This is a genomic window from Sphingobacterium sp. ML3W, from assembly GCF_000747525.1.
Lineage (GTDB): Bacteria > Bacteroidota > Bacteroidia > Sphingobacteriales > Sphingobacteriaceae > Sphingobacterium.
Genome location: NZ_CP009278.1, coordinates 3,028,984 through 3,052,748, shown reverse-complemented (window position 1 = coordinate 3,052,748; position 23,765 = coordinate 3,028,984). Strand labels below are relative to the sequence as shown.

Annotated in this window: 16 protein-coding genes and 2 pseudogenes; 9 read left to right on the top strand and 9 right to left on the bottom strand. The window is 37.0% G+C overall.

Annotation, left to right across the window (positions count from 1 at the left end):
* The first annotated feature begins 43 nt into the window (after nt 1-43).
* Together KO02_RS13035 and KO02_RS13030 are read left to right on the top strand one after the other, a co-directional pair.
* The gene (locus KO02_RS13035; protein ID WP_038698942.1) at nt 44-8,146 is read left to right on the top strand and encodes an RHS repeat-associated core domain-containing protein; all 8,103 of its coding nucleotides are present in this window, start codon (nt 44-46) and stop codon (nt 8,144-8,146) included.
* A gap of 52 nt (nt 8,147-8,198) precedes the next feature.
* Complete coding sequence (locus KO02_RS13030) at nt 8,199-8,771, top strand: TIGR02466 family protein (RefSeq protein WP_038698940.1); 573 nt, start codon at nt 8,199-8,201, stop codon at nt 8,769-8,771.
* An 8-nt stretch (nt 8,772-8,779) separates the two neighbouring features.
* Here KO02_RS13030 and KO02_RS13025 read toward each other — a convergent pair whose 3' ends face one another.
* Both KO02_RS13025 and KO02_RS22850 read right to left on the bottom strand, forming a co-directional pair.
* A complete protein-coding gene (locus KO02_RS13025) occupies nt 8,780-9,535 on the bottom strand; it encodes a class I SAM-dependent methyltransferase (protein WP_051959925.1) in 756 nt (251 codons plus the stop codon).
* A complete protein-coding gene (locus tag KO02_RS22850) occupies nt 9,528-10,715 on the bottom strand; it encodes a cytochrome P450 (RefSeq protein ID WP_051959924.1) in 1,188 nt (395 codons plus the stop codon). The genes KO02_RS13025 and KO02_RS22850 overlap by 8 nt, the downstream gene beginning before the upstream one ends.
* Nucleotides 10,716-11,541: 826 nt before the next feature.
* Between KO02_RS22850 and KO02_RS22845 the strand changes: the two genes are divergently transcribed.
* From KO02_RS22845 to KO02_RS13005, 3 genes are all read left to right on the top strand, one after another.
* The gene (locus KO02_RS22845; protein WP_051959923.1) at nt 11,542-12,777 is read left to right on the top strand and encodes a DUF6973 domain-containing protein; all 1,236 of its coding nucleotides are present in this window, start codon (nt 11,542-11,544) and stop codon (nt 12,775-12,777) included.
* A 67-nt stretch (nt 12,778-12,844) separates the two neighbouring features.
* Nucleotides 12,845-13,162 (top strand): hypothetical protein, encoded by a 318-nt coding sequence (locus KO02_RS13010; protein ID WP_038698938.1) that lies wholly within the window; start codon nt 12,845-12,847, stop codon nt 13,160-13,162.
* A gap of 105 nt (nt 13,163-13,267) precedes the next feature.
* Complete coding sequence (locus tag KO02_RS13005) at nt 13,268-13,633, top strand: hypothetical protein (protein ID WP_038698936.1); 366 nt, start codon at nt 13,268-13,270, stop codon at nt 13,631-13,633.
* 311 nt (nt 13,634-13,944) lie between these two features.
* Here KO02_RS13005 and KO02_RS24130 read toward each other — a convergent pair whose 3' ends face one another.
* Nucleotides 13,945-14,376 (bottom strand): DUF2071 domain-containing protein, encoded by a 432-nt coding sequence (locus tag KO02_RS24130; protein WP_235212253.1) that lies wholly within the window; start codon nt 14,374-14,376, stop codon nt 13,945-13,947.
* A 155-nt stretch (nt 14,377-14,531) separates the two neighbouring features.
* On the opposite strand from KO02_RS24130, the pseudogene KO02_RS24390 reads away from it, so the two are divergent.
* The 3 genes and pseudogenes from KO02_RS24390 (at nt 14,532) to KO02_RS12985 (ending at nt 18,608) form a co-directional block, all read left to right on the top strand.
* Nucleotides 14,532-15,527, top strand: a pseudogene (locus KO02_RS24390) (PD-(D/E)XK nuclease family transposase).
* A 577-nt stretch (nt 15,528-16,104) separates the two neighbouring features.
* Nucleotides 16,105-16,434: a nucleotide pyrophosphohydrolase gene (locus KO02_RS12990; protein WP_038698934.1), complete on the top strand. Its 330-nt coding sequence runs from the start codon at nt 16,105-16,107 to the stop codon at nt 16,432-16,434.
* Nucleotides 16,434-18,608, top strand: a complete 2,175-nt coding sequence (locus KO02_RS12985; RefSeq protein WP_038698932.1) for a DNA/RNA helicase domain-containing protein — start codon at nt 16,434-16,436, stop codon at nt 18,606-18,608. The genes KO02_RS12990 and KO02_RS12985 overlap by 1 nt, the downstream gene beginning before the upstream one ends.
* A gap of 267 nt (nt 18,609-18,875) precedes the next feature.
* Here the strand turns inward: KO02_RS12985 and KO02_RS12980 are convergent, their stop codons facing one another.
* The 3 genes from KO02_RS12980 to KO02_RS12970 form a co-directional block, all read right to left on the bottom strand.
* On the bottom strand, nt 18,876-19,508 hold the full coding sequence (locus KO02_RS12980; RefSeq protein WP_038698930.1) for a hypothetical protein: 633 nt from the start codon (nt 19,506-19,508) through the stop codon (nt 18,876-18,878).
* 10 nt (nt 19,509-19,518) lie between these two features.
* The gene (locus KO02_RS12975) at nt 19,519-19,920 is read right to left on the bottom strand and encodes a DUF3732 domain-containing protein (RefSeq protein WP_144243322.1); all 402 of its coding nucleotides are present in this window, start codon (nt 19,918-19,920) and stop codon (nt 19,519-19,521) included.
* A gap of 82 nt (nt 19,921-20,002) precedes the next feature.
* The gene (locus KO02_RS12970) at nt 20,003-21,178 is read right to left on the bottom strand and encodes an IS4 family transposase (protein WP_038694773.1); all 1,176 of its coding nucleotides are present in this window, start codon (nt 21,176-21,178) and stop codon (nt 20,003-20,005) included.
* A gap of 238 nt (nt 21,179-21,416) precedes the next feature.
* Here KO02_RS12970 and KO02_RS12965 point away from each other — a divergent pair.
* Nucleotides 21,417-21,629 (top strand): annotated as a pseudogene (locus tag KO02_RS12965) (transposase); the annotation flags it as partial.
* 213 nt (nt 21,630-21,842) lie between these two features.
* Here the strand turns inward: KO02_RS12965 and KO02_RS12960 are convergent.
* The 3 genes from KO02_RS12960 to KO02_RS12950 form a co-directional block, all read right to left on the bottom strand.
* Nucleotides 21,843-22,184, bottom strand: a complete 342-nt coding sequence (locus KO02_RS12960) for a cupin domain-containing protein (protein WP_038698924.1) — start codon at nt 22,182-22,184, stop codon at nt 21,843-21,845.
* A 245-nt stretch (nt 22,185-22,429) separates the two neighbouring features.
* Nucleotides 22,430-23,359 (bottom strand): Abi-alpha family protein, encoded by a 930-nt coding sequence (locus KO02_RS12955; protein WP_158500291.1) that lies wholly within the window; start codon nt 23,357-23,359, stop codon nt 22,430-22,432.
* A gap of 204 nt (nt 23,360-23,563) precedes the next feature.
* Nucleotides 23,564-23,764, bottom strand: coding sequence for a hypothetical protein (locus KO02_RS12950; RefSeq protein ID WP_038698922.1), 201 nt, complete (start codon nt 23,762-23,764; stop codon nt 23,564-23,566).
* Between the last annotated feature and the right edge of the window lies 1 nt (nt 23,765).

The following is a 23,765-nucleotide window of genomic DNA, read 5'->3' as shown; positions in this document are numbered from 1 at the left end:
TCATGTATCTGATAAAGAAATAGTAAACCTAATTCAACTAGTTATGGCTAATAAATCGACAAACACCAGTGCTGCTCAATCTGAAACGCCTGCTTTACACTCTTTTGAGTTTGATAAAACGGCAATAGGGAAAATTAAAAGTAGTGTAAACAAGTTTCGTGGCTGTGTATCCATGCCGTTAGATCTTTTAACCTTACCGGGTCCAGAAGGACTTGATGTTAAGCTTTCTGTTCTCTATTCAAGCAATGTGAAAAACAATTTGAATACTTGGAATACAGAATCCCCTACAGGCGTCCTGGGTATAGGCTGGCAAATGCCTATTGAGATGATTACGGTAGATAAGGGTGGAAGCGGGTCAGTAATAAATGATACCTATTATTTGGTATCAGGTGGCAGTGCTAATCCTATGGTAAAAATAGGTGAAACTGTTGATGGCAATTGGATATTCCAACTGCGGAATTTCGAGTTTTGGTCGGTACAGTATAATCCTTTTCAGCAGGTTTGGGTCATAATAAAAGAAAATGGATTTAGATACACTTACGGTGAGGGGCAAGATGCACAGTCGAACGCTACACAGTGGGGGGTAAGGTGGGGGAATTGGATGGGAGCCAGTAATGTAGGTGAATCACAAGTCCTTTATCCCCTGGTTTGGAATCTTGCATCTATTGTTACGCCATTGGGTCATGCTGTTCAATATCAATATATCAAAATACAACAAAAATTAATTTCCTCTGGACTTGCTTATACACAGGCTTCTTATTTAGAAAAAGTAACGGATAGTTACGGACGGATAATTAGATTTAGCTATGGAAATAAATTTGGATTGCTTAACCCAGGAAATTCAAGTGAAGGCCTTTCAATTATTGAATATCAACCTAGGCATACCCAAATTGCTCCGCCTAACCCTAGTGCCTACCAAGATCGCTTTGAAACTTTGTTTTTAGATACAATAGATGTTGAAAACGCAGATGGTAGTCACCTTTTAGGCTTGAAGTTTACCTATGACTTTATGAATAATGCAGTTTCATCAGATCCTAGTTATTCGTTGCTATACAAAAGGTGCTTGCAATCTGTATTTCAATATGTAGATAGTGGAGTAACACTTCCTGCAATTAATTTCGAATACTTTCCTACCCATATATCGAGTATAAATCCCGGAGCATTAAGTGCTGTTGTTTATCCTGAAGGAGGTAAGGCGTCATTTGAATATAAAGTGCAGACCATTACCTCTACCAATTCATCAAAAAAAGTACAAATCACCAATCCTATTAAAGGAAGTATTCCACGTGTCTGGTTCGGATCTAGCTATGTAGTTTTTACCTATCAAAGCAACAACCACATTCAAATAAGAGTTCAGTCATGGAATGGGCAGTGGGTAAATCAAAATTTCATCATTACCAAAGCAGCAGCAAACGATAGTATAGCGGTGCAAACACAAGAAAATTTCTTTTCTCTTTCTATGCGTAATATCGCCACAGGTAATGATGAAGTGTATTTATTCCGAAATGACGATGCAGGGTTAGATCTCAAATTTGGCAACTGGATCATGTACAATAATCAACCTTTTGTACTTACTGTAAAACCTGGCTCCAAAGCCCGCTCTACCTATGTGGCAGGAAATAGTTTTGTAATAGCTTACAATACGGACTATACAACCTCAAGAGTTCAAGGCTTTTCTTATAACTGGCAAAATGGAAGGTGGAGTGGAAATGAATCACTATTACTTCCCGATTCTTCATATTGTACATTTGCAGCGATTACTGCAGCACAGAATTTCTATGCAGTTAGCTGTTATATTCAGGATTCAAAGCAGGTAAAAAACTATCTCTTTTACCGGACTGCAGATGGTACTTGGAAGTTAGGAAATACCTGGTTTTTAAATAACACGGATATCGTCATTGATGACTCGAGTAATACAGCTTACTTGGTCATATCTCCAAGTCCTAGTTCCCTTGTATTGACTTTTGCAACATCTGCTACAAGTACTTCGCTTAATTATAGCTTGCGACTGTACAATTGGGATGAGAATTTTTTTGTTTTGAATTCAGCTTCTCCTGGATCAGCGGACTCGAGTTCCCCTATCGTAGATAACATGTCACTTTATCAAATATTCAAAACATCTATTGTTGGCTCTACAGTGGCAAATAATCTATTGTTTTTGCGCAATATTGGAGGAAATCAACGGTATGGGTCTGTGTGGGATATGAAGAGTTTTACAGTTTCGAGTTCATTAACCAAACTAAATGTAGCCACTGGCGATGATGTAAACATACTTTCTCCAGCTAGTGGGGGAATGGTGAATCAATGGTCCACCTTTAATCCAAATTCGGGTAAATGGTCTATATTACCGAATGTGCCATCCGGAAATAACCCTACTATTTCGGGGAATTATATGACTGTTGGAAAAACAATATATTTCCGTGGGTCAGACGGTAACTGGAGAACGATACCAACACAACTTACTTATTTAAATTACCCACAAAGTATTCAAAACATAGGTGCAAGATATATTAATTATCAAGATAGTGGTGACCAAACTGCATCAAGTTATTTAATAGCATTAAAAAATGGCACTGCACAACAACCACAAAAATTAAATAACGTCAAAACATATGTACCAGAGGATACATCAGGTACCATGTTGGCTTCCGAACGTTTTTTGGTTACCTATCCTTCTTCCGCAAATTCTTTTGACGAAAGTACTACCATGGATTTATTGAATTTAGATGAAATTAATTTTGACCTGAATGTTTCAGATACTCCTGTGGCTAATCTCGTTATCGAAGACAAGTTTGATTCCTCTCAAAGCTTCTGTCAATCTTATTATTATGCCAATTCAGCCGAAGCACAAATCGTATTCAATGGTTTGATAGGTACAGCTCAATATCCTTTAGTAACAATAGTGCCAGGTATTAAGGAAAAAACAGCCTCACCTTCATCTACTCCTGAAGGAAGTAGTCAGTTTTATTATTCTAATGGGCTAGCACAACAAACATCGCTTTATCCAAGTGGTGGACTTCAGAATTACCAGAATATCCTAAACGGAATTCAACTAGGACAAAAAGATTTTGATAAAAAAGGATCCTTAGTCGCTTATCAATTGAATTATTGGACCGTTTATTCTAAAGACAGTACGGGTAAATTTCTTTTGGGTGGTTATGCCCGGTGTGAGAAGACGGCTAACATGAAAGATGGTATTCTACAATGGTCTAGAGGAACTTATGATAAGGTAACGGGCTTGTTGTTATGGCAAGAGAAATCCTATTTTGACTCTGACGGAATAGAGAAGAACCTTCGTGCAGAAACGGTTTATGCTTATCAGATTCCAGCCTACGCTGCTATTTTCAATAAATTGCACATATTCACAGCGGTGGCCATGACGACTCAAAGTGTAGCACCGGCCGACAATACGTCAAGAAACTATATCAAAAGTCAGGCGACTACTTTCCGAAACTGGGCCAATAGTGATATTAGTATTGATTGCGCTGAAACAGGTCTTTATAGGTTAGCGCCATATCAAACCTTTGATTGGACAATACCGGGAACAGCAGCACCACAATTCCCACTTGACGAAACAGGGACAGAATGGCAATTAAAAGCAAAAGTAATATCCAGATCAAGTACGGGTTATCTGATTAATGAACAAATAGATGGCCAAGGCTTAATTTCTTCTTTTATTTATGATAAAAACCAACAAACACTAGTTGCTAAATTTCCAAATGGTAGCTTATCTGGAAGCGAGGTTAGTTATTATGGCTTTGAAGATTATGAAACTAGCCAGAACTGGACTATGGGTTCGGGAGCCTCAATTATTCCAAATAGCGAAAATGAAGTTATAGATGCGCATACCGGTACCAATAGCTTAAGTATTACAGCTGCTAGTACAGGATCTATGGGTATACAAGGGTCGTTTACACCATTGCGTCAAAATCAACAATATGTGTTTTCAGCTTGGGTTAAAAAACCTGTAGCATACAATAATACATTAGGTAATGCAAGTTGGAAAATAGAAATTACAGGCGGAGCAACACTTGAATGTGATTTTCCCGATACAGAAGGACAATGGCTGTATGTATCTCAGCTTATTACATTTCCCAATCCTGAAGGCAAAGCCAATGTTTTGATATCTTGTGAAAATGCAAATGAAATAAGCCATGTACTCATAGATAATCTGCGATTTACACCTTTAGCCTGCATAATTGAAGCATATAGTTACAAAAATATTTTAGCAAAACCTACTGTAGTTCTGGGGCCCAATGGTGAAACTACCCGTAGCGTTTTGAATCGATTTCAGCAGGAAATCATATCGACCAATGCCGCAGATAGAACCGCAGTACTTAAGAGTAGTTATATGTCTAGAAGCGGAAATCAAGGTGTTTTTTCAAACCTTGACCCCAACAATTCTGTTTCTATTGCAGCAACTACAGGGGGGCAGCTAACCGAGTTTACACACGGTTCAGAATGGACTACCGCATGGCAAGGATCTGATGAAATCTGGGAAGTAAGTGATGCTGTGCTAAAGCAACAATCAGCTGGGGTCGCAGGGACAATAACTTGCACAGATAGTACTATTAATATAGATTATGGATGTACTATCGTATTCAATCTACTGGAGATACCAAGTATTCCATTGGGGGTGAAAATTGGGTCTGCACTTACCATTCAATGGTCTCCTCAATTAGCAACATGGCAATTGCATGATGCTTCAGGAGTGAATTTGCTCCCCGCAGTAGATGCTTGTGCATTCATTATTCCCAAAAGTACCTTCGAAGCGCAGCTTCAGGCAGGGACATTATCCATAGCACTATGCAAGGCATTTAACAAAGCAGGATTTTTACTTTCACCCGAAGCTGTTATCAGTGCAGGAGCAAATATGGAAAATGGTTGGACGATCACGAGTAGTAAATACCGATATGCTTTGCGGGTAGATGGTGACGATATAGCCGTTTACACGATGAATAACCAATGGTCTATATTGGTCAATGAGTCAACAATCGTTTTTTGGGCAAATGGAAAAATGATTTTCAGTTATGCTGAGTTAACCGATCTTGCAGGATGCCCTACCTTTTTCTTTGGTAATCAGGTTGCTATTTCCCAAATTGCTACCGCTACAAATCCAATGGCTGGTATTTCTTTTGACGATTCCAATGGTGTGAATATTCAGGCGCAGCAATATGCGGCACAGCAGATGGTTATTGAGCAGTTGATCTCGGATAATATGGGTAGATTGGCCGTTAGGACAAAACCAGCGTACGTTACTCCGCAACAAAATCCAATGTTTGCTTACTGTAGTGAATTTGCAAAAATGAACTGGAACATAGGTACTATGACTGGTCTGATAAATAAGTCCTATCCTACAGACAATGGGTATCCATTTTTAAGACAGATATTTGAAACATCTCCTCTTTCCCGTGTCATTGAGGAAAGTGTAGCAGGCGAAGAGTTTAGGGTAAATGGTGGTAAATCCACGCGAACAACTTATACCTCAGTATTATGGCAATCTGGATTACCTATTTACTCGAAAAAAATAACCGTCAATCCCAATGACAAAGTTTTTTATGAAGTAAGTACATTATTGGAGCAGGTGATCCAAAATGTTTCTGTAACCGGTACTGAAATAAAAAATGAGACAAGTTTTGATGATGCCGGAAATGCAAGCATCCTTCGTGCACCAAATTATTTCAATCCTCCAGCAAATTCGCAACAAAGCGACTGGGTTACAAAGCAGACTTTTGATTATCGTAACCAATTGCTCTCTTTACAAGAGGGGGCAAATACGGCTACCAGATTTATTTATGATGCTTCCGGGAACTTGCGCTTCAAACAAGATCCACAAGGGGTCAAAGACGGAAACTTTATTTATACAAATTACGACATCCTTTCTCGTCCCATTGAAACTGGATTTATTGTTGGTTCATGGGATGAACAAATGCTACAGCAATACGCTCATACAGAGCCATCATGGCCGCAAAACATACCGACATGGCGACAACGTAATTTGTATGATTTGGGCAGTGCTAATACGATAGGACGAATCTCTAATATGCAAGCCAATAATAGTAATAATGGCCTTGCAGATGTCATGGAAAGTATACTTTATGACATTTTGGGCAATACGATTTCTGACACATTAACTGTGCATTCTTTTGATTCTGGAACGGATAAGATTGTTACTTATCAATACAATGATATCGGGACTATCACGCAAATAGAATACCCAGACGAGGATTATGCTTATACTGTTTATTATCAATTAAATTCATTGAATCAGATCGTTTGTATCACAGACGGTATGGTATCAAGTATTCTTGGTTCTTCCATCAATACAATTGGCAATTATAGCTACGATGCAGCTGGAAAGCCATTAGAAAATCAATTGGCACTTGCACAACATGCAACTATTAAACAAACCTATGGATTTAATTCACCTAACTGGTTGGAGAGCATTAATAATGAAAGTTCAACAGACAAAACACTGTTTACGGAAGCGCTAAAGTATACCTCAGGAGGTTATAAGGATACCGGATATTTTGACGGTACGATTGCTTCTACTACTATTCAGGTGAGTGATCAGGATGCTGAACAATACCAATATGCTTATGATTCAATAGGGCAAATACAACATGTACAAAACGTAACTACACAACCCCAAGTTGATGTAGAACCCCAGATCAATTATGATGCAAATGGCAATATTTTGAATTTCCCGGGTATTCAGCAGTATATGTATAATTATGATGCCTGCAGTCAGCAAGTGAACAATGTAATGGAAAATGGTCGTGCACAAGCTCTGGCCCAATTCACTTATGATGATAACGGAAATGCGCTATCGCTTAATACAAGTGATTCTGATATTACTAAGGCATCAGCATTGACCTTTACTTACGATCCCGTATCTATGCTTCCTGTAACTATTAAAGATGGTCTACCCGCAGGAGCTAATTTAAACCTGTTATATGGTTGTCGTAATGAACGATTGGTCAAGACCGTAACTGGTGGAGCGACTACAGCCGGTTCAAAATTATATATAAGAGGTACCAACGCTATGCCATTACAGGAAACTTTTATTGCTGATGATGGAAAAACGAGAACTTCGGTGAATTATGTTTATGGTCCAGGAGGTCTTATTGCTATGCGAAAATTCGACGGTGTAGCAGTAGAATCTTATCATATACTTAAAGACCACTTGGGTTCTGTAAGGGCAGTGATCGATTTTATAGGGAATCTAGTTGCCTCCTATCAATATCAGACATTTGGAGCGCTGACAAATGTACAAGAACCTATACCTGGTTTTTTAAACTATCTATATACTGGACAGGAATATGATTTGGAAATAGGTTTGTATAATTATAGAGCTCGTTTATATTGTGCTGCTATTGGAAGGTTTATAGCAACTGATCCTGGTCGACAATACTTTAGTCCGTATATATATGCTTCTAACAATCCTGTGCTGTTTATTGACCCTACTGGTATGTATTCTATAGGCAGTATATTTAGTGCTATAGGAGGCATATTGCTCGGCGCCATAGAGATATTGGTTGGTGTCGTTATTGACGTCGTAGCTGCAGTTGTCGAAGTGCTGTCGCTTGGATTGGGTACCCCTGCAACAATTGGTTTAGCAGCACTTTCAGGTGTTTTCTATGGAGCAGGTATCAGTGCTATAACCTATTCAGCTTTTAACTTTGATGATTTTAGTTGGAAAGATTATGGAATACAAATGGGTATTGGAGCGCTTACAGGTGCCTTTACCGGCGGCTTAGGCGCGGGTGTAGGTATCGCGGCTAAATCTGCTCAAGTAACGTTTAATGAGTTTGCTGCTACAGCACGTATAGTAGGAAGTATGATGGAAGGAATGGGAGAGGCCGGCGCGGCAACAGTGCTGAAGACGGGGGCCTGGATCGGAGAAAAAGGAGGGATGTTAGCAGGGCTTGCTACGAATGGACCTGTCGCCTCTGGCTGGGGCACATTAGCAAAGGGGATTGGAACTGGTATCATTAAGAGTGAAGTTATTGGAGTTTCTACTAATACGAGTAAAAACCTGGCACTTGGAAATAATTGGGATGCAGGCCTTTCACAAGTAGCCTTCAGCTCGGTACTCAGCGGATCTATTGGTGGAATGCAAATTTCAAACAGAATTAAGTACTAATCATAACGTATATAAATTGTTATCACATTTTTATCATTCTAATAAACAAAATATGCCTGTAGAATTTTTTTTTCCAAAAACATTTTATTATAAAGATGAACTAATAACTGAAGAAGCAAATGAACGGCTGGTAGAAGCCGTTCATTTGTTAAGGCAGGAATTTACATTATCTACGCGATCTAATTTATATACCACGTATGGGACCATTCCCAATATACTTACACAAAGTCCATTTAAGGACTTGCACAAGATGCTAATTGACGAAATTAATTTCTATTTGAATATCCTTGAAACACGGCCCAACGTTCAATATCGTATTACAGATTCATGGATCAGCATTTCATCACCAAGTAATTATGAGCGTATGCACACGCATGACGGGGCATACATAAGTGGTGTTTATTATCTAAAAACTGCTCCTGAGTGCGGCGATATCATTTTTGAAACACTATCTGACAACTTATGGGCATCTGCTCGCACCAAACCTGAAAATTTCAATTCAGTAAGCTATACTTCTAAAGACCGTCGCCTGATTCTATTCAATAGTATGGTGCCGCATTCCGTTGGACAAAATCTATCCGCACATGAACGTATTGCTTTAAGTTTTAATGTCGCTATTTTATAATAGCGACATTAACGGTGGTTTTTTTTCAAACTTGTCAACAGGTAGGCTATTACTGAATTTTCAAATCCTTCAGCGAGTTCGTCCATTTTCTCGATTTGACGAAGGTAACTGCAAAAACCTATTAAAGTCGAAGCCTTGATATCGCTACATTGAAGTATTTCAAAACCGATGTCGACACATGCTGCTTTATAAATATTGATATCTGTCACTAGGTTTTCTGCTGGTACAGACCAGCTACCTACCCATTCTGTATTATGAAACAACATATCTGAAAAGATAAGTTGACCACCAGGACGAAGCATGCGATATGCCTGTTCCAGAAAATCTTTTCTGGTATTAAAATGAAAAGCAGCTTCGACGGAAATAATGAGATCGAAAGATGCTGCAGGAAAAAGCATTTTTGTAGCATCCATCACTTGAAAATCTATATCCGGATTTGTTTTTTTTGCAAAAGACACTTGTTTTTCGGATATATTAATACCAACTACCTGTGCGTCTTTATATAATTTTGCGATAATCCCGGTCCCAGATCCAAGACCACAACCTATATCCAGTATTTTCTGTGGATTTAAACAACGCTGTACCTGATCGAGATGTTTTATTACCAATGACTCACATGCATCTTTTAATCTTTCAGGATTAGCAGACCATTCACCCACATTATAAAATCCCGATTTATCATACATTGTTTGCATCGCTTCTGAAAGAATATTATGATCATATTTTTCAATAAACTCGTTAATGGGAGTTGATTCTTTATTCATGATTCCAATTTATGTCTAGTAAAATAGAAGAGGGGCCACGTTGCACGCCGAAATGACTCCAGCTTATGTTTTCAGGAGTAAGAGAAAAAGAATGTATGTGTGCAAAAAAACGATGCAAACCAATGCCACCTTCTAATTGGGCTAATCTTGCTCCAATACACCTAAATGCTCCGACACCAAAACCCAGGTGTGATGGTCTTCGTTCTAATATCAGTTGGTCTGCATGATCAAATTTTAAAGGATCTCTATTGGCTGCACCAATGCTCAACTCGAGTATACTTCTAGCTGGAATGAGATGGTCTCGAATAGTGATTGCTTCTTTGGTAATTAATAGAACAGATTGAAGCGGCGAGTCATACCGGATCAGCTCGTCTACACTGTCGGTCGCAAAGGATAGACTTTCCCGCAACATGGATTGCTCTTTCATTTTGTTATTTAATGACACTAGCGCATTTCCCATAAAATTCATCATATTTTGATGTCCTGCATAAAAAAGTAAAATGATCAATGAGATAATAAAGGGTTCATGTAATTCGTCACCCGAACAAACAGCAAGTAGCGCGCTACATAAATCATCTCCAGGTTTTTTTTGCTTCAGTATGATAAGTCGTTTTATGGCAGCAATGAATAATCTGCCCTGATCGTTTTCTGTATGATCTCTTAGCGTTTCATCAATGAAGCTCAGATATCCTCCCTTCATATCAGATATGATTTTTGATAGCTCTTCAATTTCGTCTTCTTGTATACCAATTAATCGACTGATAGTTCCGAAGGTAAATGGGTGAGCATAATCATTCATAAATTCAATAGATGAAGAAGAACTTAGTCTTTCAAGAATCATATCGGCCTGTTTTCGAATCTCTCCTTCATCAATGCGCAATGTTCTGGCTGCAAGCTGATGCATAATCTGTTTACGAAAAGCAGGCGTATTACCCGGAGCTAATGCATGCAGAGTCTGGGCAATAGACTTTTCAACAGGGTGCATATTGAAAAAAAAATCGCTATCATGTCCCCAATGAGAACAACGCACATCGTTTAATAACATCATTACATCGTCGTATCGTGTAATCATCCATGTACCATCTGTTTTTTTAAATATAGGGCATGTTTCCTGTATCCATTTATACCAGGGATAAGGGTTTTCAGAAGAATAAGTTGGTGGTTGTATATTTTTGGTCATTATAAATTAGGTTAAGACTTGATCGATCAAGTTCGCACATCAAGATACCAAATTAGGAGGTAAGTTACAACTTAACTCGAATGGCAACAAGCAATTGGGTAGCTGTAATTATATCCGTGTTACTCGGTTCGATGCAACACGATATGCAGATTTTCTTGTTGATCAGTAGCTTCAATGCGTACCTGTCCATTTTGAACACGTAGGATCTCTGTGATTTTGACCTCCCATTTAAGTAAGTGGAGTTGCTAAGATTGTTACTCCAATAGAGAAGCTCTTTTTTATGCCAACGGGTAGTGACGAAAGGGGGGGGGACATCAAAATGACCGCCATCATTTTTTAGCAAAAGTATTTCATCATTTTTCTAAGATGCTGATGCATATTTAATAATAATGTAGAAAAACCACCACTAAGATCTGCTCTTAGTGGTGGTTTTAGCTGAAATTATTTTAGTGTTATACCTCTACAAGATTACGGTAGTGTATTCTTGTTGGGTTGTTTGCACGCAATCGTGTTTTTATGTAAGCTTAATTGAATTCTTAAATTTAAATGTTTTACAAGTATAGAACATATTCTTTTGAACTATCTTGATCTATTCCTTAATTCCCATTTTTGATGAATAAAATAGGTTTGATTTTGGAATCAGAATAAAATTAGCAATTTAAATTGCAGATAAGTGATACCTTTTTAAGAACCACAAATATTTTGGACAACTGTATAAAAATAAGATTATAAATATATTTTAATGAAATATATTTATATATTTACAACATAAAATTACAATGCAAGTCACTAATTGTTTTTGCCGTTAATGTTAATCGAATGTAAAATGAAAGTTATTAAACTATTTGTTCCGTTATCCATATTTGCACTATCACTAAATGCATGTAAAAAAGAAAGTTCTGATGGTATATTAGATAAAGAAGCCACTTCAGAATCGCTCAAGGAATCTTTTGATCGTCAATCTGCATCCAAAGGAAACTCATTAAGTTTTAATGACAACTTTAAATCAAAAATCTTGTGGAATACTGCTGAATTTCGCGGTACTGATACTGCTATCGTTAAAGTGGAATTATTGAATGATGTCAAGGTATATACCAATGATTCCATTCCAGTAGATATGTCGAGGAATTTAATTGTTAAAGCCACAAAAAGTGCCGATGGAAATTGGCAATTTGTAAAAGTAATTTATCTACCTGAACAGGGAAAGGACCTGCCAAATGGATTTACTGGAAAAATTATTTCAGAAGGTTTTTTCAATCATGATTTTTTGATAAGTAAATATTACGGAGGACAGGTCTATTTCTCGCGATTTAATTCCAATAATACATGGATGAAAGATAATCTGCCGGTAAAACTTAAAGCTGGTACAAATGATGGCTTTGCAGGATGTGAACCAGAAGAGGAAACTGTGGTAATAGGGTATGTAGAAGGATACATAAATACAGTTTGGCATAAACCAAAATATCCGAATAATGATCGATGTTTGGATGGCGGCGGAAGTGGAGATCCTTACGGACCTATAGTTCCGGTTGGCGGTAGTGGAGGGTCTCAAGGAACCCCAGATGACCTCAATTCTCTTTCAATTACAGAAATGGTTGAATTTGCTAATTTGGAGTTGGAGTATAGAAGTAGAATGGGAACTGAAGAGCTTGCAATCTATGAAAAAATGTCTACCAAAAATAAATTTGCTTATCTTACAAACGCAAAACAAGCTGAACAGACAGCAAAAGCGAAATTTTCGTCATCTACCCTTTATAATGGGAAAGGAGATGCGTTTCGTCATGCATATTTTCATGCTCTTAACTCTATTACAATTGGCTCAGAGTTAAGTAAGAAACTAGGAGATGCACATGAGATTGGAGCTCCATCTTTGGAAAAGGAAATGGATCTTTACAACAATGCTCTTGGAAGAAGTTATTTACAAAATTCACATGTCGGAGAGTCTCCACAGGAATTTATTTCTAGGTCAATTACAGGTGGAGATTTAAAATATTTATCTCCTTTAGGATTAAATGGTGTTGTGATACCGAATGTGACTAAACTTATTCCTACGAATAAATAAATTAAGAAATTTTAAGTTCATTAATATTTATCATTATATGTTTTGTAAGAAATTCATTTTTTCACTAATGTTAACAGGTTTTCTAGCCGTAGTTTTTGTCTCCTGTAATACTAAAAATCGTGGTGAGTGGGATTTATCAGATGTGAGTAAAGATACCCTGTTGATTGCTGAAACCGATGTAAGTGATGCCACAACTTTGATTCTAGAAATTGATGGACATACCGACGACTCAATAAAAGTACATGGTATTGCAATCGCAGGTGGAGATATTAAAAAGGAATTGAAGGTTGATTGGTATAATTCAAAAGTTTCAGTTCAGTTTCAATCGTATCGAGCAAAAAATGGAAGTCTCAAAATTAAATACTATGTGCCTTCAAGCTATTAAGTCTAACAATACCTGAAGTGAAACTTTAGTTTTTTCTAATTCTATTGAGCGCAGATGGCGACATTATTTCAGAAATTACAAAACTAACACCAACTAATAAATAATATGAAACTATATATTTTATTTTTGGCTCTAGTGTTTTGCTCATGCAATAGCACTTCTACTGGTACTTTTGTCATAAGTGATTTTATTAAGGATACTTTAATTAGCCCTGAAACCAAGACTAAAAATTCTATGACATTGTGGTTATATATCAAAGGTTCAGCTAATGATACAATTATAGTAAACGGGGTAAAATGGAAGGTAAATTCAGATAAGATTGATTCTCTACAACTTGATTATTTTTCACAAAAACTTTCTATTAAGTTTGAGCCTTATAAAGCACAGAAGGAAAAATTGAGGTTAAATACGAATTATTCTAAAGAAGAAAATGAAAGCCTAAATCTGCACGTTCTAGGCTTTTTCCATTAACTGGAAACGTGCTCTTCATAAATGTTAACAGGATTGGTTGATTGTTTTCAACGACTTCCATTCGTGTTCAATGTTTTTCATCAATATAGCGTTGTCAAATTGTATAGAACCTGTTGGGAAGATGTCTTTATTTTCGAAAAAACTTGATTTTACATTTTCTACTTCAAGCGGTTTCACTTCCCATTTATACGTTTCAAGTTTTAGACCGTCAAAATTTTGTCCGTTAGGGGAGTAGCCAACAGATCCGTTTTCAAAAAAAGCTGAAACATTTTCTATAGTTTCAAATATGGAGTCTTCGTTCAGTTTATCATTTAGTTTTGCGTCAATATCAATGTTGTATTATCAGAACTTACAAAGTCAATGTGAAAATGGTTGTTTTGCTCTTTCACATTAAACTTTGCTAAATAATGCTTTCCTGGAAATATTTTTCCGCCGACAATTGCATTTAACTTTAATGATGTATCACGTCTTGGAATATAAACACCTTCTTTAGTCTCTCCATTTTCATCCCATTCAACAGCAATTCTATGTGCTCCGTTTTCAGAATTTACGCCGATGAAATTTGGAAGTCCTTTTGGTTTGATGTTTTTAAGTCTTATCAGGCAAATGCCTACTATTGCTTTTCCTTTGTAAAGCTTTGGTCGAAATGGTTTCGGTAAAATTTTCTCGACAAACTTCGGGTCAGCAACATAGTTTACTAATATTCTTCTTTCTATTATTCCGTGAATTGTTGGGATTTTCATTTTATGTTGCGTGTTTTGAAACCATTACTGCTAACCTCATTTAGTATAAAAACCAAAATCTATTTAAAATCTTAGATCCATTCTAAGTAAATATACGCAACTGTCCGGTTATAAGTTGTTAATTACTTCGTTGAGCATTGCTAAATCCTAAAATTATGTTAGCGTATTCAAAACCCGTATTTATTGATCCAACCACCGATGAAGGATTCAAGCGGCTATTCGGAGACAAGGTCAATCTGATCAACTTTCTAAACATCATCTTTCGCGGTCGTAAGACCATCACAGATCTTACTTATCGGGATGCCGAGCGTATCGGAGCTACCGAAGAGATCGGTAAAGTTATCTTTGATCTTGTAGTCCAGATCAGTACAGGGGAGGAGATCATCATCGAGATGCAGACGAGTACACAGACCAACCTGAAGCAACGTATGCTGTATTATGCAAGTAAGGTCATTTCAGACACAGCACCCAAAGGCAACCGCAAAGCCTGGGGGTATGCCATTCCCGAGGTTTATACTATTGTCCTGATGGATGGTTTTCATATGCCAGGAGTTGATCATAAAACCTATTTTCACGATACCTGCCTGTGTAATAGACATTCAGGACAAATTTTTTGCTGGAAGAGTTTATTGTTTTTGTCAGCAAGAGACTTTCCTTACTGTTGCTTAAGTAGGCAACAGTAACTCAATTAGTTTTACGAGGGATTGGGGTTTATTTATATGGAATTGATTAACTTTGTTAAAAGCGAAGCTGAGGTTGAAGACGAACTGGACAAAGTATTCTTTATGCTTAAGAATATGTCTACGTTAAAGACTTTGCCAAGGATTATGAATTCCGCAGTATTTCAACGATTCTTTCAGTTGGCCAGCTACGCAAAATTGACAAAGGAGGAACGAACTATGTATGATATTAGTTTAAAACGTAAGTGGGATGCTGAAGCAGTGCGGATGTATCAACAGGAACAACAAAAACAACTGGTAGGATTAGAAAAACAATTGAAAGAAGCTAAAAAAGCAATTGTAAGTGCTGAAGCACAGGGGGAGCAGAGAAAAGCCATTGAAACAGCTTTGAGGTTTAAAGAGATGGGTTTACCTGTATCAGATATTGCTAAGGGTACCGGCCTTTCCATCGAGGAAATCGAAAAACTGTAATAGAACATCGTTTTAAAATATACAGAACCGTTTGGGATGCCAAGCGGTTTTTTTGTGGCTTTGTTATTGATTTGAGGGTAGATATGTCGGTCAATCCTTATGCGTATATGATGGAAGCATATATTAATAAGTTGATACATAAAAAAGCCTTGGCGGTTATTTAACTGCCAACGCTTTTTTTTCTTCTTCTAGCAGATCCTTCCGGATCTCTGTATCTATTTCGGGTTTGAGCGTTTTGACTGCTTTTAATGCAAACAAACTCCGTTTTATAGCATTGATATATGTTTTCGGTATGCTATAGTAGGAGAGTCCTTTAAGCGCTTTATCAATTTCGTAAGGGTAACCCTTTTGTCAAATATAAACTTTTCGTCCTTGATAGTGCAAGAATAATAAAGGTGATATGTTTCCAATAAAATAGCTATTTATATTACTGGCTGACCTCCATTCAATAAAATACTGTTTGTATATTGAGATTATTATTCTGAACACTAGCGTTACAACCAATAAGCTTCCTTTTATTAGTAAACAATAATTCGGATATTTGTAGAAAGACCAGTTTTGCTTTAACATAATTACCATGTCCGATATTCAAGAGTTAATAACACAGATCAGAGCATTCCGAGACGCACGCGATTGGGAACAGTTTCACAATTCCAAAGATTTAGCTTTGGCATTGAGTATAGAAGCATCCGAGCTTCTTGAGCTTTTCCTTTGGAAAGGTAATGAAGACGCGAATCCCGATAAATTGAAGCATGAACTTGCAGACGTGTTGATGTACGCGCTATTATTGGCAGATAAACATGGTCTTGATGTTAAACAGATTGTTGAGGAGAAGATGAAACTCAATAACGAGAAATATCCGGTAGAGAAAGCAAAAGGTACGGCAAAGAAATACAACGAATTATAATGGTCAAACCTTTCCAGATAATTCCATACCCATTCGATTCGCAGTTGGAGCTTACCTTACTGCAACAACAGCGCGATTTCCTGTCGTGGCCTATTGTATACTTTCTTCAGGATAAAAAGGAGGCTTATGTAGGTGAAACCACCGATATGGTCACCCGTATGAAAGCACACCTTAAGACTGCCAGAAAACAGCAGTTACATTCCGTATCCGTTATCCGGAGCGAGCTGTTCAATAAGTCTGCAACCTTAGATATTGAGTCCAATTTGATACGCTATATCGCCGCTGATGGGCAGTTTGATCTGCAAAATGGTAACCTTGGAATATCCAACCATAAGTTCTATCAGCAGAAAGAAGTGTACTGGGAACTATTTCGTGATATTTGGACCGAGTTAAGGAAAATGGGTATTGCTCGGCATTCGCTAGAGCATATTGATAACTCAGACCTTTTCAAGTATTCTCCCTACAAGAGCTTATCTCGAGAACAGACCAATGGATTGAAGACCATCCTCCGTTGTTTGCTCGATGATCGTGCTCGAGTAAGTTTGATACATGGGGGAGCAGGGACTGGTAAATCTATCTTGGCCATATTTCTTTTCAAATTATTGAAAACCGATTTACAGGACTTCAATAAAGCTGATTTTGATGAATCCGATGAGGAACTATTTCAACTGGTGGAAGATGTACGTCAAAAATATGGAGATTTAGAAATGGCTCTCGTCATCCCTATGCAATCCTTTCGTAAGACCATCAGTAAGGTCTTCAAAAACATTAAGGGATTGTCCCCAAAGATGGTCATCGGACCAGCCGAAGTAGCCAAGAAGAAGTATGATTTATTGATTGTAGATGAAGGACATCGCTTACGCCAGTGGAAAAATCTAGCCGCCTACTATGGTACATTTCGTAAAGTTTCTCAGCAATTGGGATTAGACGAACTCACCTGTTCGGAGCTGGATTGGGTACAGTTGCAGTCCGATAAATCCATTATCTTCTACGACGAGTTTCAATCCGTCAAACCGTCCGATGCCGACAAGCAATGTTTTCTTGATTTGCAGGCATTAGAAAGTACCCGTATTGAACGCTTACGCTCACAGTTTAGAGTAAAAGGAGGCGCACATTATATGGAGTTCGTACATCAACTTTTCTCCGATAATACGACGCTATTGCCCCAACCATTTGATAGCGTACATTACGATTTTCAGCTCTTCGATGATCTAGATGCAATGGTCAAGCAGATCAAGCGTAAGAACGATTCAGAAGGGCTATGCCGCATGGTAGCAGGTTTTGCATGGAAATGGGTCTCCAAGAAAGATAAGTCACTTCACGACATTGTTATTGGCGATACTGAGCTTCGCTGGAATAGTGCTGAAGTTGATTGGGTTAATTCTGCTAATGCTATCCATGAAGTCGGCTGTATACACACCACACAAGGCTACGACCTTAACTATACCGGCTTGATTATCGGGCCCGAATTGGATTATGATTTCCAAAACCAGTGCTTTGTCGTGTACAAAGATAGATACCATGACAGGAACGGTAAAAACTCCATCTCTGATCCAGCCGTACTTAAAAACTACATTCTCAATATCTACCGCACCATTCTATTTCGCGGTATTCAGGGTAGCTATATATACGCATGCAATGATAATCTACGCGCCTACCTTGCCCAATATATCAAAGCTCATCAAGTACTCGGCCAGGAGCCCAATATTGAAATGCTGATTACAGATGGACCATCCGCACAAAGCATACCTTACTATGATCTAAGCGTCGCAGCAGGAAGTTTCTCGGACGTACAACAACATGGAAAAACCCGATATGTTGAGGTAGCAGGTGCCTATGATCCAGAACGATACTTTGCCTGCACCGTAGTAGGAGAGTCTATGAATAAGATCATACCCAACGGTTCTATTTGTATATTCGAGCGTTATCAAGGAGGCTCCCGCAATGGTCTGATCTGCTTAGTCGAATCGAGCAATTTTAATGACCGGGATTTTGGTGCCAACTATACAATTAAAGAATATAGTAGTAAGAAAACTATCAGTGAAGAGGGGTGGGGTCATCAAGAAATCACACTTTTACCTAAATCTACCGATGCATCTTATCAACCTATTGTACTCCGAGATGAAGAGCTTTTAGACTTGAAAGTGATTGGGGTATTTAAGAAGGTGTTGTAACCATGTTTGTTAATCTGATTAGGTGAAGGATTTAAGAGTAGGATTTGGCATAAGCTAAAGAGAAGGATTAGGAGTAAGCATTAATTTAATAGGTTTTTTAGATAATTTTTCGCCATGAATTTCAGAAATTGTTTCTTTAATGTAGCTAAAACCTCAATATTTTAATGAACGAACTTTTGTGTTTATTAAGGTAAGCCGAAAAAGCTTAGCTGTGCCCGCGCCGTTTGATAAAGTGGAACTAGATCATAGATTAGTTGAATAACATTACTATTTATTTTCAATATATGTTTCATATATAAGACTTATTTTTTCTCGTACTTCTTTCAGTCTTTCAATAGTGTAATCTATGCCTTTAGCTGGATGAGATATTTCTTTATGCCAATCTAATTTAGCCTTCATATTTTTTGCAACATCAGTTAGTTCAAATGATTCCCTTAATAAACTATTAGAGATATTTCTAACATCATTTATTATTTCCTCAAATTCATCTTTAACGATAATCTCTTTTGATAAAGGGTTCTCTATCGATAGTTCAAAGGTAGGATTTATGACATTTATGAAGACTTCTAAACGATTGATAATGCTATATCCAGCAACTAGTTTTTTCTCTTCAATTATTTCCCGAATTGTTGAATCTGAGACACCAATTTTCTTAGAAAACTGTTTCGCCTCTCTATAACCAACTATATTTTGCAGTTCGTCCTTAATTCTCTTCGTTTTTTGAGTTCTATCATCTCTAATGTTATCATAGATTCTATTTATCTCACTTGCAGAAGGAAAAGAGCTCATATACTGATTCCATTCATTATAGGGTATACCGGTAAGGTAGGCTAGAAGTGGTCGAGCAGTAATTGTCTTTTTTATATCTACCCAGCGTTGTTTTACCTGTTTTTCAGTCATTTTTAAAAATTTAAATTAATTTTTTCCCCTCTTTACTCCATCGATATCTAATAAACTGAGAAAATTCTTCTTCATCTGCGTGTTCTAAAACAATGACTTGAGGCTTATAGTTACACTTCTTTTCTATAGTGTTAATCTCATCAGAAATGACTTTAAAAATATTTTTTACTTGCACAATATTATCGTCTGTAATTTGTTTGTCGTTTTCTGTTGAATCATCCAATTGGCGATAAATTTTGGGAAAATACACTTGACTAGGCTGATCTAGAATTAGTATGGACGGTATTTTAGAGGTTTCCGTTATACTGTGTAAATATAAAAAGCCTAAAAAAGCAGACAAATGTATTGCTAGCCAGTTGGAGCCACTTCCCATTTCAGATAATAAAATATTTTCTTTGTCATTTATACTCACTTCCGTCCTAAATAAATTTTAGGCGCGTGTTTCCCTTGAAACAGTATCTATTTTTAGATAATTTCAATTTTGACCCTATTTTTTAGTCTGAGAATATCTGTAGCTGTCCATTTTTACCCTTAACTGGTGGCCTGATAAAAGGATCATCTATCCATTGCCATATATTTATTTTCACGAATATATTCATCCTGATAAACCCGACCAAGTTAGACAGATTCCAATCGTATTTAGCCTTCTTCTGAAGGTATTTGAGCAGTAATATTCCAATCAACGAAGTCCATATTTGGATCATGACCGCATTTTCAGAAGTACCCACAAAAGATGATATTTTTAAGCGTTGCTTCAGATGCTTGAAGAAAATCTCGATCTGCCATCGCTGTTTATAAATGTTAGCTACTAGTGATGCCTTCCATTGGATATTATTTGTCAGAAAGTGGTACTGGTTGTCTGTGCTGCTGTCCCAAAAGTGAATCAAGCGTAATGGTTTAGAGTTGTATCTATCTGCTGATGGACCAGAAAGCTCAATGATCTCATCTTTAATGATTCCCTTTTCAAGGAGTGCTTCACTCTGGTATGACTTGATAACGTTGTACTTCATGTTAGTTTTACTCCTGGTAACAAAATAACAACCTCTGCTGTCCAAATCCCCGAGCCAGTTGTAATCCACATAACCTCTATCCACCACTACAACGCTTCCTTTGGAAAAACTATAGCTACCCGCACGCTGGCTTTCATGAACTTTCCCGTCTGTAATCTGCATGAAAACAGGAAGACATCCATCATAATCCAGCACAGTGTGCAGTTTTACAGCACCTTTGGTGCTTCTAAATTTAGCCCAGTCAAATACAGATAAACATAAAGGGATGATACTGGCATCCATCAGATAAACCTTGCGCTTTAATTGCGTTAGATCTTTGCGCAAATGGGTATCCTTTTGCCATAGCTTATCTAATAGCGAAAAGTACAGATCTTTAAAGAGTTCATGGGTGCGGTGCTTGTTGATATAGGAAATATTGGACTTGCTGGGTGCTCTACCAACACCTAAATGGTTCAAATTACCAGTCGTACTACGTAAGCCATTACTGATATCACGAACTGAATCTGCAGAAGAAAAATGGCAAAACAACATGCTAGCAAGATGCGTCCAGCTGTTGATCCCTTTACAATGTTTGTCACTCTTGTGCTTAGCAACCAAAACCTTGAATAATTCGCGGTCGATAAGTGATAAAATCTGACTAAAAACGTTTAAATTTACCATGGCGGTGTGTTAAAATTTGACGATTTAAATATAGCAACTTTGCTATAGCAAAACACCGCCACTTTTTTCAACGTTTAGGACGCTACTGAGTGTAGATGATCTCCTCCCAAAAAACGGGATCATTTAGAAGTAGAGAATTCGGGATTGAATTACTAATTTTAAATAGGAGGAAAAACGATGAAAAGTTCGAAGTAAGTTATGCTTCGCATGAGCTTCCTTTGGTCGGTTTACTGAAACACTGTTTGTTTTTATAATCAAACATTCCAAGACCGGCACAAGTGTTGAGGAGGCCTGCCATAAGATGGGTGTCAGGGAGGCTACATGCGACAATTGGGAAATGAAATACGGTGGCCTGGGTATTTCCGAACTTCGAAAGCTGCGCCAACTTGAAGTAGAAAATGTCCAACTGAAGAAACTTGTTGCCGATCTAAGCTTGGAAAAGCAGATGTTGTAGGATGTATTTAAAATTCTAAACGTAGCGTCTTATGAATTCCATTAAAAACATACCAAAATTAATAATAGTATAGAGACTTTAAGCAGCCAATTGTTTATATCCATTAGTAATCATTTAATACATATTAATAACACAAGAGTGCTCTTTTTATGTAATAAATGATTGATAGTTCAGGTAATGAAATGTCTGTAATTTTTGCATTTGCAAAACTTACAGATTAACTCTATCGCCATGCGCTTTAGGTTCAGAAATAACTAAGAACTCCAAATCTTGTTCGGTATGGTTAAATATTTGATGCATTTGCTGGGGAAGGATATGGAAGCTATTATTCTCATTTACTTCAAAAGTATTTTCTTCTAGCCTAAATGTTGCAGTACCTTTCAAAATATAGAAAAACTGTTGTGCATTGTTGTGAAAGTGCAGTCCTTCACTGGTATGGGAAGGCATCTTTTCTTGAATAATACTTCGTGAATCAGATTTTAGCAAATGCCAACCATCGCAGTTGTCTCTCCAGATATAATGTTCAGAATTCTCTGTGTTTTTTAAAGCCATTTAAAGGTAGTTATTAGGTTAGATAAATTACATGAAATTAGCGCAACAAGTTTTATAATTGTCCTTGTAGTCCATCACATAGCCAAATATAATGATATAGCTAAATAAACCAATAACAAGATATGATGACTTAATTTTTGGTAAACATCCAATACGTGGCCATAGTGTTCAGACGGATATCTGGTATCTGTCCTGGCCAATACATATTCTGCGTTTTGGAAAGTAAAGTAATACTGAAAGAATAATTATTCGTTAAATTCACCCTTTCCTTGACAAGCTTTCATAAATAAATCTCCAAGTTCAGTTAGTTCATTTTCAATCACATCTCTTTCAATATTCACAGTAACATCCTCTAAGTTTATATAATCTTCAGAATATTCATGATAACCGTTCCCTTTGTTAACAGTAATTCTTTTAGAGTCAATATATCCATAAGAGTGCACAACTTCTTTAACTATCCCTAGTCTAATGAGGTTTGACATTTCAAAGTTTCTTAATTTTTGGCTTGGAATGAGTTCAGAGTCATTCATCTGCTTTTCAATTCTTGATTGTTTTTGTATATGTCCACTTTTACGCGCTTTTAACTCATCTAATTTACCATGAATATCGTAAGTATTTTGATAGTTTTGAGGATTGGCCAAATTGTTTATTCGGTATTTGTCTATTTCTTCCTCACAATTATCAATTTTAGAATCTATATCATTCAGTATTTGTTCATACGAAGCGAGGTGTTCATCTAATTCTTTAGTGAATTTCTTGATTCTATCTTCCTTCTTTTTAAAAGTATGTTCTAAAACATCAAACTCTTGTACGGACAGCTGGCTTAAAAGATAAGGAAATACATGGTTTTCTATATTTTGGTTTGAGTCAACCATATTTGCCAATAGAGCCGCCCATTTATCTTGTAACTTTTCGTTTTCTTCTAAGCTGGCATATTCTAATAATGGATATAGTAGTTTAGTTGAAATTGTCTTAGGATTGATATTGTGTTTTTCACAAAGTGCCTGAGTTTTAATAAGTGTTTGTATTTGATTATTAAAGCGCCATTTTGCTACCCCATCCTTAAAAAGTAGTCCTAACTCCTCTGCAGAGGGATAAATTAGTTTCTCTACAAAGCCTTTTGCAAGATCGATGCCTTTTTCTAATACAGTAGAAGATATATCAATTTTTTTCATATCCATAGAAACTATCTAGTTTGTTCAAATTTAAAACTTTGTTTCATATGTTGCATAGTATTTTTAGATTAACCAACCTCAGCAAAGTGATAGTTATCTTTATTTAACCGATTTCTGATGTAAGATGTATCATTTGTGTTGAGACCTTAATAAATCTGCATAATGTCGTTAGCTTAGACACTTGTTTACGAAACACATTTTGCTTTAATCTTGAATATTGGTTGAATAGTAAATATTCGGATTACCATATAAATGCATAGCGGCCCAACCTGCAGGTTCCATAAACATCCTTTGTGTTTCCGGATCATATTCAGTAACCTTTCTATTGGCAATGTGAACAGCCTCCATTATCGAATAACCTTCTTTAAAAACTTTGAAAAATTCCGTCAGCCATATCTTTGCCATG